This window comes from Cutibacterium sp. KB22876, from assembly GCF_059728865.1.
This window is the reverse complement of the sequence record NZ_AP040858.1, coordinates 916,670-933,251: the sequence shown is the minus strand read 5'-3', so window position 1 is coordinate 933,251 and position 16,582 is coordinate 916,670. Positions and strand designations below refer to the sequence as shown.

15 protein-coding genes and 1 pseudogene are annotated in these 16,582 nt (G+C 64.2%); 6 read left to right on the top strand and 10 right to left on the bottom strand.

Annotation, left to right across the window (positions count from 1 at the left end; genetic code table 11):
* Window positions 1–5 precede the first annotated feature (5 nt).
* From ftsH to dacB, 4 genes are all read right to left on the bottom strand, one after another.
* Window positions 6–2,165 (bottom strand): ATP-dependent zinc metalloprotease FtsH, encoded by a 2,160-nt coding sequence (gene ftsH, locus AC6I1W_RS04190; RefSeq protein ID WP_284950706.1) that lies wholly within the window; start codon window positions 2,163–2,165, stop codon window positions 6–8.
* A 138-nt stretch (window positions 2,166–2,303) separates the two neighbouring features.
* A complete protein-coding gene (gene hpt, locus AC6I1W_RS04185; RefSeq protein WP_004810421.1) occupies window positions 2,304–2,858 on the bottom strand; it encodes a hypoxanthine phosphoribosyltransferase in 555 nt (184 codons plus the stop codon).
* A gap of 9 nt (window positions 2,859–2,867) precedes the next feature.
* Complete coding sequence (tilS, locus tag AC6I1W_RS04180; protein ID WP_462553191.1) at window positions 2,868–3,821, bottom strand: tRNA lysidine(34) synthetase TilS; 954 nt, start codon at window positions 3,819–3,821, stop codon at window positions 2,868–2,870.
* The gene (gene dacB, locus AC6I1W_RS04175) at window positions 3,821–5,194 is read right to left on the bottom strand and encodes a D-alanyl-D-alanine carboxypeptidase/D-alanyl-D-alanine endopeptidase (protein ID WP_462553244.1); all 1,374 of its coding nucleotides are present in this window, start codon (window positions 5,192–5,194) and stop codon (window positions 3,821–3,823) included. Before dacB ends, tilS begins: the two co-directional genes overlap by 1 nt.
* A 127-nt stretch (window positions 5,195–5,321) precedes the next feature.
* On the opposite strand from dacB, the gene AC6I1W_RS04170 reads away from it, so the two are divergent.
* Together AC6I1W_RS04170 and AC6I1W_RS04165 are read left to right on the top strand one after the other, a co-directional pair.
* On the top strand, window positions 5,322–5,882 hold the full coding sequence (locus AC6I1W_RS04170) for an inorganic diphosphatase (protein ID WP_065673715.1): 561 nt from the start codon (window positions 5,322–5,324) through the stop codon (window positions 5,880–5,882).
* 140 nt (window positions 5,883–6,022) lie between these two features.
* Complete coding sequence (locus AC6I1W_RS04165; protein ID WP_462553188.1) at window positions 6,023–7,036, top strand: TRM11 family SAM-dependent methyltransferase; 1,014 nt, start codon at window positions 6,023–6,025, stop codon at window positions 7,034–7,036.
* A gap of 8 nt (window positions 7,037–7,044) precedes the next feature.
* Here AC6I1W_RS04165 and AC6I1W_RS04160 read toward each other — a convergent pair whose 3' ends face one another.
* The gene (locus AC6I1W_RS04160; RefSeq protein ID WP_065673714.1) at window positions 7,045–8,034 is read right to left on the bottom strand and encodes an acetylxylan esterase; all 990 of its coding nucleotides are present in this window, start codon (window positions 8,032–8,034) and stop codon (window positions 7,045–7,047) included.
* A gap of 47 nt (window positions 8,035–8,081) precedes the next feature.
* Here AC6I1W_RS04160 and AC6I1W_RS04155 point away from each other — a divergent pair, with 47 nt between their 5' ends.
* Window positions 8,082–8,567 carry a SixA phosphatase family protein gene (locus AC6I1W_RS04155; protein WP_117189765.1) on the top strand — a complete coding sequence of 162 codons (486 nt, stop codon included), beginning with the start codon at window positions 8,082–8,084 and terminating at the stop codon, window positions 8,565–8,567.
* Between the two features lie 20 nt (window positions 8,568–8,587).
* On the opposite strand, the gene AC6I1W_RS04150 is transcribed toward AC6I1W_RS04155, so the two are convergent.
* Window positions 8,588–9,541, bottom strand: coding sequence for a hypothetical protein (locus AC6I1W_RS04150; RefSeq protein ID WP_117189782.1), 954 nt, complete (start codon window positions 9,539–9,541; stop codon window positions 8,588–8,590).
* 109 nt (window positions 9,542–9,650) lie between these two features.
* On the opposite strand from AC6I1W_RS04150, the pseudogene AC6I1W_RS04145 reads away from it, so the two are divergent.
* Both AC6I1W_RS04145 and AC6I1W_RS04140 read left to right on the top strand, forming a co-directional pair.
* A pseudogene (locus AC6I1W_RS04145) lies at window positions 9,651–11,110 on the top strand (ammonium transporter).
* Complete coding sequence (locus tag AC6I1W_RS04140; RefSeq protein WP_069101975.1) at window positions 11,107–11,445, top strand: P-II family nitrogen regulator; 339 nt, start codon at window positions 11,107–11,109, stop codon at window positions 11,443–11,445. The pseudogene AC6I1W_RS04145 and the gene AC6I1W_RS04140 overlap by 4 nt, the downstream one beginning before the upstream one ends.
* 201 nt (window positions 11,446–11,646) lie before the next feature.
* On the opposite strand, the gene AC6I1W_RS04135 is transcribed toward AC6I1W_RS04140, so the two are convergent.
* Window positions 11,647–12,993 (bottom strand): flavin monoamine oxidase family protein, encoded by a 1,347-nt coding sequence (locus AC6I1W_RS04135; protein WP_065673349.1) that lies wholly within the window; start codon window positions 12,991–12,993, stop codon window positions 11,647–11,649.
* Window positions 12,994–13,184: 191 nt separating this feature from the next.
* On the opposite strand from AC6I1W_RS04135, the gene AC6I1W_RS04130 reads away from it, so the two are divergent.
* A complete protein-coding gene (locus AC6I1W_RS04130; RefSeq protein WP_249361339.1) occupies window positions 13,185–14,000 on the top strand; it encodes a trimeric intracellular cation channel family protein in 816 nt (271 codons plus the stop codon).
* Window positions 14,001–14,109: 109 nt separating this feature from the next.
* Here AC6I1W_RS04130 and AC6I1W_RS04125 read toward each other — a convergent pair whose 3' ends face one another.
* From AC6I1W_RS04125 to AC6I1W_RS04115, 3 genes are read right to left on the bottom strand one after another with little or no spacing between them, the layout of a single operon-like run.
* Window positions 14,110–14,775 (bottom strand): ATP-binding cassette domain-containing protein, encoded by a 666-nt coding sequence (locus AC6I1W_RS04125; protein ID WP_117189766.1) that lies wholly within the window; start codon window positions 14,773–14,775, stop codon window positions 14,110–14,112.
* Window positions 14,724–16,211 (bottom strand): beta-carotene 15,15'-monooxygenase, encoded by a 1,488-nt coding sequence (locus tag AC6I1W_RS04120; RefSeq protein ID WP_117189767.1) that lies wholly within the window; start codon window positions 16,209–16,211, stop codon window positions 14,724–14,726. The genes AC6I1W_RS04125 and AC6I1W_RS04120 overlap by 52 nt, the downstream gene beginning before the upstream one ends.
* The gene (locus AC6I1W_RS04115) at window positions 16,208–16,579 is read right to left on the bottom strand and encodes a hypothetical protein (RefSeq protein WP_117189768.1); all 372 of its coding nucleotides are present in this window, start codon (window positions 16,577–16,579) and stop codon (window positions 16,208–16,210) included. Before AC6I1W_RS04115 ends, AC6I1W_RS04120 begins: the two co-directional genes overlap by 4 nt.
* Window positions 16,580–16,582: the final 3 nt, after the last annotated feature.

The following is a 16,582-nucleotide window of genomic DNA, read 5'->3' as shown; positions in this document are numbered from 1 at the left end:
GATCGTCAGGACCTACGCGGACCCCAGGGGTTACCGCCCGACGGCGGCTGGGGGCCCTCACCCGGCTGGGCTGGCCCGGGGCTCGGGGGCTGAGGCGACTTTCCTCCCCCGACGCTCGGTGGCTGCCAGTCGGACGGCGGCTGCCACTCACCGGGGTTGTCCCCCGGAAGATCTCCACCAGGCTCAGGAGTCGGCGGGGCTATGACGCCACGACGCGGAGCACCAACCTCGGGAGCATCCTCGTCCACACCGACAACCTGTGGGGGCTTGACCGGCGGGATGGACGACGGCACACGCTTGTCAGAACCGGTGAAGGCACCGCGCTCGGGCCACCGCTTGAGCGGCTTGAAGATCTCGGCGACCTCAGCCTTGCTCAATGTCTCCTTGGCGAAAAGCTGGCACACCAACTCGTCAAGCACCTCACGGTTGGCGTCCAAGCAGTCGAATGCTTCCTGGTGCGCATTTTCGAGAAGTTCACGCACCTCGTCGTCAATGATCTTGGCGGTCTCGTCGGAGTAGTCGCGCTGTTGCCCAGTCGTCATGCCGAGGAATGGCTCGCTGTCCCCTGACCCCAGTTGCACCGTGCCGACGCGAGCCGACAAACCGTACTGAGTGACGAGAGCGCGGGCCACCTTGGTGGCCTTCTCGATGTCGTTGGAAGCACCCGTCGACGGGTCGTGGAAGATGAGCTCCTCGGCCGCACGACCACCCATCATGTACGCCATCGAATCCAGCAATTCGCCGCGCGTCTGGGAGTACTTGTCAGAGTCTGGCATGACCATCGTGTAGCCCAGCGCCCTACCACGCGGCAGAATCGTAATCTTCTGTACCGGGTCGGTACCCGGCATGGCCGCTGCCACCAGGGCGTGACCACCTTCGTGGTACGCAGTTACCAAGCGCTCGTGCTCGTTCATGAGTCGAGTCTTCTTCTGCGGCCCCGCGATCACACGATCGATCGCCTCGTCCAGCTCCGCGTCACCGATCACCGGCAGATTGGCTCGTGCCGTCAGCAATGCAGCTTCGTTGAGGACGTTGGCGAGGTCAGCGCCCGTCATACCGGGGGTGCGACGAGCAATCGACGCCAGGTCGACATTGTCAGCCATCGGCTTGCCGTGGGCATGGACCTGGAGGATCTTGAGGCGGCCGTCGAGGTCCGGGGCCTCCACCGCGATCTGACGGTCGAAACGACCGGGACGCAGCAAGGCCGGGTCGAGGACGTCGGGACGGTTCGTTGCGGCGATGAGGATGACGCCACCGTGGACGTCGAAGCCGTCCATCTCGACGAGCAACTGGTTCAACGTCTGCTCACGTTCGTCGTGGCCGCCGCCCATACCAGCACCACGGTGCCGGCCGACAGCGTCAATCTCATCGATGAAGATGATTGCCGGAGCGGCCTCCTTGGCCTGCTCGAAGAGGTCGCGGACTCTGGAGGCGCCGACGCCGACGAACATCTCGACGAAGTCCGAACCCGAGATCGAGAAGAAGGGCACTCCAGCCTCACCTGCCACGGCACGAGCCAGCAGCGTCTTACCGGTACCAGGAGGGCCATACAGCAGGACGCCCTTGGGGATCTTGGCGCCGACCCGCTGGAACTTCGCCGGCTCAGCGAGGAACTCACGGATCTCCTGCAGCTCGTCGATCGCCTCCTGGCAGCCCGCGACATCAGCGAAAGTCGACTTGGGGGTGTCCTTACTGCCGACCTTGGCCTTGGACTTGCCGAACCCCATGACGCCGCCACGGCCGCCCATGCCCTGTGCTGCGTTCATAGCCCACAAGAAGAACAGCAGGATGATGACGAAAGGCAGGAAGTTGATGAGCAGAGCCTTCCAGATGCTCTGCCCAGGGTTCTCCCCCTGCCACGACTTCAGCGTCTTGTCCTGGACCCGGGCGTTGAGCTTGTCAACGAGTTGGTCGGACTGGTTACCAACCCAGTATGAGCGATACTTCTTGTCGTCGTTCTCAGTGATCTTGATGACCTGATCGCCGTCAGTCAGCGTGACGCTATCCAACTTCTTGTCACTGTTGATGATGCTGACGGCCTCAGAAGTCGGAATGTCCTTGTACCCGTTCCCCGACCCGGTGAACTGCAGGAACACAATGATCAAGCCGATGCACAACAGGATCCAGATCAGAGGACCTTTGAAGATGCGGGACACGTTTTTCATGTACTACCTAGGGGCATGGGTGGGTGGGACTCAAAGCGTCACGATACCAGCGCATGACAACATCGCAGTGTTGACGAACGCTGTACCGCATCGCGATCATTCCAACCCGATGGCGGTCCGCCCTTCGACGTCGATCCCTCAGGAGTTGTAGACGTGCGGCGCTAGCGTCGCCACATCCGTGAGGTTGCGGTACTTGTCGGCGTAATCCAGGCCGTATCCCACGACGAACTCGTTGGGGATGTCAAAACCGACGTACTTGACGTCCAACGGGCAGGTCACGGCCTCCGGCTTGCGGAACATCGCCATGATCTCGATGGAGTTGGGGTTGCGGCTGCGCAGGTTCTGCACCAGGTAGCTCAGTGTCAGGCCGGTGTCGATGATGTCCTCGACGATGAGGATGTCGCGGCCCTCGATGTCCTTGGTGAGGTCCTTGAGGATGCGCACCACGCCGCTGGACTTCGTACCGGCACCGTAGGACGACACGGCCATCCAGTCCATGGACATGTGGGACTTCATCGCGCGGCACAGGTCCGCCATGGTCATGACAGCACCGTTGAGCACACCGACCATGAGGATCTCCCGCCCCGCATAGTCGGCGTCGATCTGGGCAGCAACCTCGCGGACACGAGAGGCCACCTGCTCATCGGTGTACAGAACGCGGTCGAAATCTTCGGGAATGTCAGAAGCTCGCACGGATCCAGCTTACCGATCCCGGATCTGCCGCAGGCGCCGAGTGAGGTACAGAGTCCCGCGCCTCATCTCGACGCGGCCGCCAGGAACGTCTACCCCCGCGCCTCCGGGACCGTCCAGAAGCCCCAGGACGGCGTCGACGTGAACCATTGCCGCCTCGGGCAGCCAATTCTTGACGACCCGTCGGGCCACCCCGGATTCCACACCTCGCAGCCCGGGCAGAACGTCGTCCGTCACCTCGTGGTCTCGTGCCCACTGGTCAGCCACAGCCGTGACGACGACGTCTTCTCCGGCCAACAGGGACGCGCTGCGGGCCAGAGATTCCGCCACCCCCGATCCGAGGACGTCCTCGAGAACCGGCATGAGCTCGGTGCGCACCCTGGAGCGCAGGAATCGCGAATCACTGTTGTGGGGATCATGCCATGGCTCGACGTCCCATTCCTGGCATGCCTGCAGGGTCTGAGCCCGACGCACCCCCAATAGCGGGTGCCAGAACTGGCCTGCCCGCGGCCGAATACCGGCGAGCGACGTCGTCCCGGAGCCACGGGCCAAGGACAGCAAGACCTGTTCGGCCTGGTCGTCGAGGGTGTGGCCGAGCAGGATCGGCGTCTTCCCGGCGACGTCAACCAGCGCTGCTCGACGAGCGGTTCGAGCCGCTGCCTCCGGGCCGTCAGGGTCATTCGGATCGATCTCGACGCGGCGCACACAGGCGTCCATCCCACGGTCGGCCAGCAGGTCTCGAGTGCGCGCTGCCACCTCGTCCGACCCATCCTGCAGCTGATGGTCGACGATGACGACCATCACCTCGGCTCCACGGCGTCGAGATGCCCACTCCGACCCCAATGCCAGGGCGAGGGAGTCTGGCCCGCCAGAACACCCGACGACGAACCGGTCGATTCCGCGGACCTCGCGCTCGACGGCCTGGGCAACCGTCAGGGCTGCCGGACCCAGCTCACGTCGTGCCATCAGCGGGTGCAGCCGCACCCGGCCAGGTTGCCGTAGACGACGTCAAGCCAGGATCGAGCGGAGCCGTCGGTCTGGTTGACGATGAAGGAGGTCACGAGGATGCGCCCGTCGGCGTCACGCAGCCATCCCGACATCGAGATAACCCCTTGGAGGCTGCCGGTCTTGGCGTGGACCACGCCACGCGCCGCTGCCGTGCTCGGCTCGGAGAAGCGCTTGTGCAAGGTTCCCGAGACCCGACTGACGGGAACCGCATTGGCCACCGGTTGCAGCTTCGGCGTCGTCAGAACCTTCCGCCAGGCGTGGGAAAGCATCGACGCCGTGATCCGGTTGCCTCGAGACAGGCCCGACCCATCCTGAACGACAGCGCCGTCCTGCCAGGCGCCCATGTTCTTGAGGTGCTCCTCGAGGGCCTGGGAGGCGCCGGCGAAGGATCCCGGCTTGCCGCTCGCAAGGGCCATCTGACGGCTCAGCACCTCGGCTGCAGAGTTGTCGGACTCCTCCAAGGTGCGGGTGACGAGGTCTTCCACCGGAATCGACTGCACGGCAGCAATCTGTTTGTCGGACTCGCCCGCCTTGTGTCGAACCACCGATCCCGTGACCGTGATACCGGCGCTGCGGAGCTGTCCGACGAAGGTATTCGTCGCCAAGACCGCAGGAGTCTTGCTTCGATCCCACGGGTTGTTGTTGATCATTCCTTCGTCAACCCACAGCGAGGTGATCGGGGTGACCTCATCGGAGTAGTTGTCGATCGGCCATGCACTGTTCCACGTGGGACCGGAGAACAAGGTGTCGTCAAATCTGACGGTGACCGACTTCGTGCCAGCCTTCTTGAGGGCCGCCGCGGTGCGCTTGGCAAGCTGCTCCGTCGACGGGTACTCAGGACGCTTGTCGGAGACCGAGGAACGCAGGTAGGGATCGCCGCCGCCGACCAGGGTCAACGCCGACCCGTCAGCGACGACCTTCGTCGTGTAGCGGTGCCCGGCATCCGTGCAATCCAGCAGCGCAACCGCGGTCATCACCTTGAGGTTCGAAGCAGGAGTCAAGAGAGTGCTCTGCCCGGATTGATAGAGGGTTTCACCAGTCACAGCATCCATGATGTCGGCACCAAGCACGCCTGGAGCCGCACCGGCAGCTTTCACACGATTGGCCACGCTTGCTGCCAGTGGCTTAGCTGACGGAGTATTCGGGGCCACCGCAGCGACGACCCCCCGTCCCGGCTGCACCGCAGGTGCGGTGTTCTCGTGACGACGGGGGAGCAGTCCACGCTCGGCCTCGTTCGTCGACGTACCGGTCCGCAGAGAACTGACGATCACCACGAGCACGACAATGCCGGTCACGGCGACACCGACAGCTACTGGAACCCATGCCGGCATACGGCGTCGCGGCTCGGGCACAGCACGTTTCGGCTTAGGTTGATCTGGGTGTGGCACGAAAAATCCCTCCTGCAAACGGATACAGTGTCGACCATCACCGTGTCCAATACAAGAAGAGGGGCCCCTCGTGACTGACGATTTCACCAACCCATTCCAGGGAGAACAGCCCGATAGCTTGCACTTTGATGTGACCATCGAGATTCCGCGCGGCACCAAAAACAAGTACGAGATGGACCACGAGACCGGTCGTATCCGTCTTGACCGTACGCTGTTCACCTCTACCCAGTACCCGTACGACTACGGGTACATCGAGGGAACCCTCGGCGAGGACGGCGATCCGCTGGACGCCCTGGTCCTCCTCCCTGAGCCCACCTTCCCCGGCTGCCTCATCGAGTGCCGCGCACTGGCCATGTTCCAGATGCAGGACGAGATGGGTGGCGACGACAAGGTGCTGTGCGTCCCCGCTGACGACCCCCGTCGTGCCAACCTCCTCGACCTTGACGATGTCGGCAGCATGACCCTCATGGAGATCGAGCACTTCTTCACCGTCTACAAGGACCTCGAGCCCGGGAAGTCGGTCGAGGGCGCCACCTGGACCGGCCGCGAAGAGGCCGAGGCCGAGATCAAGGCCTCGATCGAGCGCGCCAAGGGCACCTCCTACGAGCACCTGCAGGTCAACCTGGCCTGACGGCTCGACCTCGCCTCCCGGCACCGCCCCGATACCGGGAGGCGAGGCTCACCAGCACACCGCAATCGGCGGTCGCGACGCAGCGGCCGCCGATTGCTATTTCCTCGGCATGTCGGACGGGTCATGACACAATGTCAGCCATGTCCGAGACCCTCGTCCTGCTCGCCCCTGCCGCCAACCACGTCTATGCCGGGCAGGCAGGGCGTCTGTGCGCTGCGGAGTTGGCCCTCACCTGCCCGAATGCCACGACGATCTCACCGGTGACGGTGGCTGGGGTCGAGTACCTCACCGTCAATGGCGACGAGCCCCTCGGACCTGCGGACTTGGCTGCGTTGGCGCGATCCTCGGCAGCTCTCGCCTGCTTCGAACGTCATGGCGACCTGTTGGCTCCCCTGGAACTGCCGCGAGTCGACGTCGTCGATGAGGATCTTGTCACCATCCCCAAGTACCGGGGCAAGACCAATGAGCAATTCACCCGGCTGCTGCTCAACCTCACGGTCGCAAGCCTCGGCGGCCGCTGCGCGACTCGTCGCGACGAGGGCCAGAGACTGGCCATTCTCGATCCGTTGGCCGGGCGTGGTACCACCCTGGAGTGCGCATGGATGGCGGGTCATGACGGATTCGGGGTGGAACAGGACGCCAAGGCCGTCGAGGCGATGGCCGCCCACGTCACCACCTGGCTGCGTCGCAAGCGTCTCAAGCACAGCTGCGGCACCCATCCGGTGCGCCGCGACGGCCACTCCATCGGCAAGCGGTTTGACGCCGAGGTGCGGCTCCCAGGAGCCGAGCCCCTGACGATGGGGGTGTTCACGGGGGACGCCGTCAACTCGGCGAACCTATGGGGACGCAAGGCCTTCGACGCCGTCGTCACCGACGCCCCTTACGGCGTCGTGCACGGATCCCACAGTGGGTCGTCGCGACGTCGCTCCCCCGCTGACCTGTTGCGCGAGGCCGTTCCGGTGTGGGCTGGCCAGTTGCGCCACGGCGGTGCGCTGGGAATGTCGTGGAACACCCTTGGTCTGTCCCGTGAGGATCTTGTGGCGATCCTGTCCGGCGCTGGCCTGACTACCCTCGATGACAACCCTTGGCGTCAATTCAGCCACCGCGTCGACTCGTCGATCCACCGCGACCTCGTCGTCGCTGTCAAGAGCTGAGCAAAGGTTCAGGAGAAGAGCTGAGCCAGCACACCGAGCTGGTTCCAGCGCTGCACGTCCTCCCCGGCCGAATGCCCTGCGAAGGGATAGACGGCAATCTGCTTGTCCGCAACCATCCCGTCGCCCCAGGCGTTGTAAGCCGCCCACACCGATGATGGCGGCACTAACTGGTCCATCATCGCCACGGAGAACCAGGTGGCAGTACGGGCGCGACGAGCGAAGTGCAGACCGTCGAAGTAACCCAGCGTCTGGAAGGCCTTGCCACACAGGGACGGATGAGCCGCCAGGTACTTGACGACCTCGAGATACGGACCAGCCGTGGCGATGTCACAGCTGCGCCTCATGTGACACAGGAAGGGGGCATCGACGAAAGCACCAGCCAGCTTGATGCCACGCATGGCTGCCAACCCGCACACCGCGATCGTCTGACCAGCTCCCTGGGAGTGACCGTGGACGACAATTCTGGTGGGATCGACGATCTCCATCTCCCGGGCGGTCTGCAGGCACCGGAAGGCGTCGGTGAACAACCGGCGGTAGTAGTGGCCATGCGGGTCCGACAGGGATTGAGTCATGAATCCGGGAGCACCGGAGCCCTCGTGGACGTCCGGCGAGTTCTCGGTCAGAGCGGGGTGGCCCCATCCCTGACCGCGCGGGTCGACGACGATGTGCGCGTACCCGGCTGCCGCGAAGGCCGACCCGATCGGGACCCCGCGCGAACCCGAGTAGCCGAGATACTCGATGACAAGGGGCAACGGCCCATTCGCCCCGGCTGGGGCATGCAACCAACCGCTCACCCGAGAGCCGTGATATCCCGCCCATGACAGATCCCAGGTGTCGATGAGGGCCTGGCGATTGTCGAACGGAGCTGCCGTCAGATCGAGTGGGACGTCGGCGTGCTCGTCGAGGGTTTCGGTCCAGAAGGAGTCGAAACCGTCGGGTTCAGGGACAACCGGGCGGTAGTTGCGCGCCTCGTCAATGCCCATATCCGTGAGCGGCATGCCAACATCGTAGGACCACCTCGCCCACGGGGTGCAACCATGGAATCATGCATACCCTGTTTCTCATGAGACATGCACAGCCCGTTTCCCATGCCGCTGGTGGCGACCGAGAGCGTCCGCTCACCGACGTGGGACGCCGTCAGGCACGCGAGGTCGGAATGCGTCTTGGACTGCGTAATGTCGGCCATGCGCTGGTCTCCGACGCCTTGCGCACCCGACAGACGTGGGACTGCCTTCAGCTGGATTGCCTCGTGGAATTCATGCGCGCCCTGTACTACTGCGGCACAGACACCATGCGTCAGCGCATTGGAGAGATCGACGACGACGTCGACAATCTGCTCGTCATCGCTCACGCCCCGACGATTCCTGGCTTGGCAGCACAACTGGCCGCGATGGGCGGTGCGGAGGAAGAGATCGGCTGCTGGTACCCGCCGGCGACCCTCACCGAGGTCGAGGTCGCCGGCAGCTGGGCCGATCTCACCGACGAATACTTCGACAAGGTGCGGCTCGTCGGAGTTCAGCGGCCGATGTGACGAGCTGCCTTGGTCCTCGCTCAACGCAGGATGTGAACCTCGGCAGCGACGCCGCCGGTGCAGGTCGTATACGTCTCCTCCGTCCTGCACTTCATGGTGTAGTCCTTGCCGGTGACCGGGCTGTGGGCGTTCACCTCGTAGCCGCCCTGGGCGTCGTCGGGAATTGCATTGGCGACTTCGAGCGCGAACGGGCATGACGTCGTGCCCACGGCGCCGACAGTCGAGGAGCAGACAGTGTCGCCGTCAGGAAGCTTGTCGGCAACCTGGCGAGCACTCGACGTCGGGGATTTCGGGGTGGAAGGAACCGAACTTGCCGCGGGCGCAGGCGAGGACTCGAGGAAGCTTGGGGTGGCGCCGATGGATGTCGCGCCCTCGTGGGGCTCCTCTGAGGCGTGGGGCTCCTGCGAGGTGGATTGCTCGGCATGAGTGCTGGCCGATGGCGTCGCCGCCGGAACGGGTTCCCCGCTTGAGCGCCCCTTCCGACCACCGGCGAAGAGCAGGATCGCACCCAGGATGACGAGCACGAGTAGCCCGATCACCAAGCCAATGAGCACGTTCCGGTGGCGGGACGAGTCATCCGGAGGCTGCGGGTGCGACGTGGCAGGGGAAGACGGCGGCGGGGGTGGGGTGAAGACAGGGTTATCCGGGACCGTCGCCATCGCGCGAGTCCGCTCTGCCTCGGGGTCACGGAACCAGTCGTCGGGCAGCTGGGAATCCCCGGCCTCCTGACCCTGACCTTGCGGAGGCTGCTGCTGACCCGACCAGGGCTGGCGGCTGTTGGACCACTGCTCGTTGGTGCTCCACTGTTGGGTCGGCGTGGACTCCTGCCGCTGCCACTGCTGGGTTGGTGTCACGTCCTGCTGATCTCGCGGCTTCGGCGGGATCTGCACCCGAGGAATCTCCCGCGTCGGAGCTTCATCAACGCCCACGGGGCTCTGCACGACCGTCTCGTCGAAGGAGCCAGGGTCTGTCATGCGCACGGCACCGGGCAGGTGCAGGTCCAGCCCACACTGTCTGCAGGCGGCATCGTGCGCACCCACCTGGGTGCCGCATCGCGCACAAAACATAGTCTCATCTCCGTCCATGAGTAGCTCGTCAAGGATATGGCATGTTTTCACGGCCTCCGCGTCACGTTCCTGTCACCGACGTAACACCGTCGTCACACAAGAGCGCGATTCTTCACATGTCAGTAACGCCGACCAAACGGTTCCGCAACGCTGCCAGATGACGATTGACACCATGACACCACTGCTTGAGATCAATGCCGGCGACACCGCCTGGGTGCTCGCCAGCGCGTCCTTGGTGCTGTTCATGACACCGATGCTCGCCTTCTTCTACGGCGGTATGGTGCGAGCCAAGGGCGTGCTCAACATGCTCATGATGAACGTCGTTGCGATGGGGACCATCGGCGTCCTCTGGGTGGTCTGCGGTTACTCGATGGCCTTCGGTGACCCGCAGTGGGGAGGCTTTATCGGCAACCCCGCCCAGTACTTCGGACTCCACGGGGTCATGGGAACCGAGGTCGGGACCATTCCCGGATTCGTCTTCGTCGCCTTCCAGTCTGCCTTCGCCATCATCGCAACTGCCCTCATCAGCGGCGCCGTCGCTGACCGTATGAAGTTCTCCGCCTGGGTCGTATTCACCATCCTGTGGGGCCTACTGGTCTACTTCCCGGCCGCCAACTGGGTGTTCGGCACCGGCTGGATCCTCAACACCATGCACGCCGTCGACTTTGCCGGTGGCACCGCGATCCACATCAACGCCGGCGCTGCCGCCCTTGCCCTGGCCCTCATCCTCGGCCCACGCGTCGGATTTGGTTCCAGGCCGATGCGTCCACACAACACCACCCTCGTCATGCTCGGTGCCGGCGGCCTGTGGTTCGGTTGGTTCGGATTCAACGCCGGATCTGCGTCGAGCGCATCCGCGACGGTCAGCCCACCACCCTTGGCGCCGCCTCGGGCATCGTCGCCGGCCTGGTCGGCATCACCCCGGCCTGCGCGTCGGTCTCCCCGTGGGGCGCCGTCATCATCGGCATCGTCTGCGGCGCCGTCTGTGCCCTGGCCGTCAGCCTGAAGTACCGCTTCGGCTACGACGACTCCCTCGACGTCGTCGGCGTCCACATGGTCGGTGGCTTCCTGGGCACCGTCCTCGTCGGATTCCTCGCGGACCCGCACGCCATGGCTGAAGGCGCCCCCGCCTCCCTCGAGGCCAATGGAGCCGGCCTGTTCCTCGGCGGCAACGGCAAGCTGCTGGGGGTCCAGGTCATCTGTGCCCTCGCGATGATGACCTACTCCTTCGTCGTCAGCGGCCTCATCGGTCTGGTCATCAAGAAGACGATGGGCATCCGTGTTTCCACCGCCGAGGAGCTGCGCGGCATCGACCTGGTCGAGCACGCCGAGTCCGGGTACGACTTCTCCAGCGTCCGCTACTCCTCCCTGGTGCTGCCCAAGGCCCACGCCCACCACGAGGACGCCCCTCGCCCTGACGGCAAGCCCGCCCGCGCCGTCGACACCACCGCCGACAAGGAAGAGATCTCGGCATGAAGCTCATCACCGCCATCATCCAGCCATCGGCACTCGACACCGTCCGACTCGAACTCGCCAAGGCCGGAATCTCTGGTCTGACGATCTCCGAGGCCGCCGGGTACGCCCGCCAGAAGGGTCACACCGAGGTCTACCGAGGCGCGGAGTTCACCATCGACTTCCTTGAGAAGGTCCGCGTCGAGGTGCTGTGCACCGACGAGGAGTTCGAGAACGTCGTTGAGACGATCTGTGACGCGGCTCGTACCGGGGAGATCGGTGACGGAAAGGTGTGGTCCAGCGACGTCCAGGATGTCATTCGGATCCGCACCGGGGAACGAGGCCCTGCCGCCATCTGATTCGTAACCCAGGCTGGAACAACAGATCAATTTCGAGCAGTACCCGCTGCGCCGTCCTTCTGAAGGCGGCGCAGGACTGGTCCGGTCACGGTCTGGCCTTGCCAGACCTCATTTCGGCAGCTGATGACGTCGCCGCGGAGAACACCATCACCGCTGCTGACCTCGTGGCAAGGTCCGCCGCCGAGGCCAGCGTCAGACGGATCAGAGCAGGTCGACAGCCTCCTGAGCCGCGCGAGCACCGGCTCGCAGCGCGCCTTCCATGTAGCCGTTGAAGGAGGAGGCGTACTCGGCGCCGGCGAAGAGCACCCTGCCCAACGGCTGGGCGAGGATCGGGCCGGTGGCAGTCCAGAGACTGGGAGCGAAGTGGGCGCCGTGGCAGCCACCGGTGTAGGGCTCGGAGAGCCAGTCGCGGTCGAGGTATTCGATCGCGGAGCGGGGAGCCTCACCGAAGGCGGACTCGACGACCTCCTCGAAGGCGCGCTGACGCAGACTCACCGAGAGTTTGCCGTAGCCCGACGCTTCGGTGCCCTCGAAGAAGCCCATCAGGACTCCCCGGCCGGTCTCGTCGTCGGAGGTGTCGAAGATGACGCGAACGGCACCCTCGTCGGCACCCATCTGGCCGGAGGCTCCGGAGGTGCGCCACCACGGGCTGTCGTAGACGAGGTAGGCCTTGATGACATTGCCTGCGGGTACCTTCTCGGCCATCTCGAGACGCTCTGCCGGAAGAGCGGGATCGAACTCGATCTCCTTGAGAAGACGCGGAGGGACGGTGACGATGACGCTGCGCCCCTGGTACTCGGTGCCGGCGGACGTCGCGACGGTGACGGTGTCGTCGTCTGCGTGGATGGAGCGGACCGGGCAGGAGAGCTTGAGGTCATCGCCGAGACGCTCCGCGAGGTTGCGAGCGACCTGGGCGACACCGCCCTTGACGCGCTGCTGCTTGAGCCCACCGTTGACGGCAACGAGGGATTCCAGGTCCACCCCGGAGTTGGCCTTCGTCAGACCATCAAGAAGGGTGGTGTCGTCGGGAGAGACCCCGAAGGCACGCCGGAAAAGATTGGTGATGTATTCACGTCCGGCGTCGGTACGCACATTCGAGACCACCCACTGACTCAGGGACTGATTCAGCCACGTACCGTTCGCCGTCGTCCAACCCTTGTTGTTGGCAACGCGATCGGCCAGACGGCGGAACCTCAGCAGGCCCTGACCGAGGTCAGACAGTTCGAAGGGGCTGAGGGTGTGGGCAGAGCTGGAGGAATTAGTGACGTGGGAGACCCGTCCGCGAGCCTTGACGACGACGTCGCCCTCGGTGGAGTCGACCAGTTCAAGGCCTTGGGAGGCGATGAGGGAGCGAAGCTCTTCATGGCCCTCACCGACCCATTGGCCACCCAACTCGATGACCTGCCCATTGGACAACTCGGCGTTCTCGAGGCGCCCACCCACTCGGGAGCGAGCCTCCAGAACCACCACCGAGTGCCCTGCGGATGCGAGTTCTTCGGCGGCCGTCAGTCCGGCAAGGCCTGCGCCGATAATGATGCTGTCGTACATGGGTCCCCTTGCAATTCCGCTGTACGGCCGAACCGAGGAGTCAGGCCGCGACCTACGAATCGTGGTGCCTCGATCGTACCGGGCCACCCTGACGCATTGCGCGTAGACCCTGTTCGACACCCCGGTTCGCCCTTCCCGAGTCGGTGAACGCAAATCTGAGTTGAGCGAGTTCGTGCGGTACCTTGTCCGCGATGCTCTCCCAGTTCAACTCCCTGTTGCCCGAACTGTTCCGCGCCATTGACCTCACCGGCGTGCTCCTCAACGGAGTGTTGGGTGGCAGGTTGGCACGCATCAAGCGTTTCGATGCTGTGGGTTTCTGTGTGTTGGCGATCACGAGTGCGTTGGGTGGCGGGATGGTCCGCGACGTCCTGCTGGGAGCCGCTCCCCCAGTTGCCCTGACCGACCCGCGCTACTTGACGGTCGCGCTCGTCGGCGCCGGGGTGGCGATGCTGTGGAAGCTGGATTCCCGACCCTGGAGGATCGCCCTCATTCTCGCCGACGGCATGGTGTTGGGTTGTTGGGCCGCCACCGGCGCCCTCAAGACCCTGGCTGCTGGTTTCGGCATCATGCCCGCCCTACTGCTGGGGCTCATGACGGCCGTCGGCGGTGGCATGATCCGTGACGTCTGCGCAGGCAATGTGCCGCAGGTCTTCGGCGGCAACCACCTCTACGCGACGCCGGCGCTGGCCTCGGCCATCGTCATGGTCGTGGCACAGAAGTGCGGATTCCCCTCCTTCGGAATGGTCATCGCGACCCTCGTTGGACTGGGATTCACAGCCTTGGCACATCGTCGTCGGTGGGTATTGCCCCAGAATTCGGAGTGGACCCTGCAGTTGTCGTCATCGCAGGTGCAGAACATGTTGCGGACGCGAGCCGCACGCCGTTCGGAGAAGCTGCGGGCACGTCAGGAGGGCAGCACTGCCGACGATCCACAAAACCACGAACTCAGTCCTACCGGTACTCGCAGGAGAGTCATCCCCGTCGACGTCACTCGCCAGCGCCTCTGAGACCTGCTCAACACGGCCTTGCGCGCCCACTCGAATCCTGTCCTGGTGGGGAAGCGACACATGCCGACCGTCTTGAGACCCGAGTCGCGCCAAGCCGGTCGCGGCATCGTCAACGGGTTGACATGGGGCGCGAATTGTCCGTCGTCCGAGGCAGGCCCAAGGTCTCATCAACGGTGAGACCGTCCGGCAAGACGTGGGCCACCAGCAGGACGAGACTGTTCTTGCGCCACTCGTTGATGTCAGAGACCATCACACGACTCGACTCCTCATCGACCCCATTGAACGGCTCGTCGAGGACGACGACGTCGAACTCCCCCGTCGTGCACATGACGTACCACAGCCGTTTCGCGGTTCCCGTCGACAAGGTGGATGTGCGGTAGTCGAACCACTCGTCGAGGCCGAGGTCCTTGGCGCGCGCCACCGGTTCAGCCCTGTCGCAACCTGCCAATCGAGCGGCGAGAGTCAGGTGATCAACCATGCTCAGACTGGGATGTAGTGACGGTTTGGCGCGACACACTCGTCGTCGCGTCCGCAGTGCAGGGTCCGACGCCTTCTTGCCACAGACGATCAGGTCGCCCTGAGTGGGACGGAGGTAGCCGGAGATCCCCTCGATGAGGGTCGACTTGCCGGTCCCGTTTGGTGCATCGAGCCGCACTGTCGCGGGACCTTGGACATGGAACGACAGATCGTGGATAACCGACCGATCCGGGGAATACCCGAGGGTCAGGCCAATGGCCTCGATGGCAGGGCGAGAACGCGTTGTCTCGTCAACCATGTTGCACCTCCCAGAAGGACGAAGGTCAGAATGAAGCCGATCCAACCCACCCCATGCATGGCCGTCATGAGGATGACGACCATCATCGCTGTGGACGCCAGGACACTGAGCAAGCCGACGGACGTCGAGGCCGGAACCGTACCGTCTGGAAGAGCCGCGTCACTGGCCACGACAGCAGCAGCAACCCAGGCGCACGCGATCGATGCCCAGACGACGAGCAGCGGGATGAGGGCGTCACCGCCCAGCATGCCAGCTGCCGCTGCGACAGGTGCGACGAGGAAGAGACCAAAGAGGACGGCAACGCCCAGGGGTGCGATTGCCAGGTGCATCGGGTTGGCTCCCAGCTCCCACGCCATCCTCCAGCGTGGCGCCAGTGCCGCGGGCCCGATGCGTATGGACAGCAGGTCCGAAACCACCAGACCAAGGATCAACAGCAAAATGGCCGAGAGCTGATTGACGATCCGCGCCGGCAGATTCACACCCACGCCGCCCAGCGCCATAACAGCGATGGCCATGACCAATACACCAACGCTCCACACAAGAAAGACAAGGCGAGCAAGTGCGGCCGCAACCGGAACTGGTGACAGGTCGCTCATGACCACGCGCACCCACGGGCTGATTCCTCTCGACCGGCGCAGGTGGACCCTGGCCTTTTCCTGAGACACACTGTTTCGCACCAGGAAAGGGGCAGATCGCAGGGTGACGCATCCGGTGACCGCCGCGGCGCCAGTTGCGACCGTCACCACAGCGACACCGACAGCGACCCATGTCCAGGTGGGCCCCCGCATGGCGCGAGGATGCTGAAGACTGGCCTCAGCAACCCATCTGACGACCAGAGCAAGGATGACTCCAGTAGCAGCGCCGCTGCAGGCAGCCATCACCTGGCTGGAACGATGAGAGTCGTTGAGTTTCGCGGCAACCCATGCCGTGATGGCCACCATGCCCAAGGTGGTGGCGACCGGAATCACCACCAGAGCCCCTACTGTGGTAGGCGGCATCCCCGACAGCGAAGCTCGCAATCCGGCACCCCAGGAGAGCCCCGCGACGACCGCGGTCGTGATCACGAGCCTTTCCAACATTTCCGCCACAACGACACTGAACCTCGAGATGTCCAGGGCACGGAAGAACTCAGCACATGGATGGTTCGTCAGCCGTATTCGGCGGGAGGTCAGCGTCTCCCTGAAGGCATGAAGGATGAGGACGTACAAGCCAATGACCAGCGGCAGTGTGACTCCGACAACAACACCGCCTTGGGCAAGCCGACCGACAAGCCAGTCGAATCCCACGACCGCGACCGCCACTGCCAGCGCGAATGCGAGGAAGGCGATGAGAATGCGCATCACTCGATAACCCTTGAGAGAGAACCCCCACCCAAGGGCATCGAGGGAGGAGGCATCACAGATATCATGCGCCGCCCGGAAGGTCGGTGCGTTCACAGGCGATCCCTGGTCCTCTGAGAATCAATTTCCGCCTGAGCCATGACCGCGACCGTTGCACAGCAAACAGCGATGACGACAGCGGGAACCACCATGTACCCAGCAGCGCTGAGTTTCCTCCCCAATGTCCCTTGGCAGGCACCAAGACAGATCGCTCCGCTGAGGAACGCGGAAACATCAAGTCGAAGGTGTGTCCCCGGGCGGATGACCACCAATACCAGCAACGCCGCAACGACAATGCCGACGATGCCCACTATGACGCCCACGACTTGCGGATCCCTGACCAGCGTCATCACCGCAAACACGCCGAGGGTGACGGCCAGAATTCCCGCAAGAATCCGCCGGGAACGCATGTACAAAACCTGCATAAA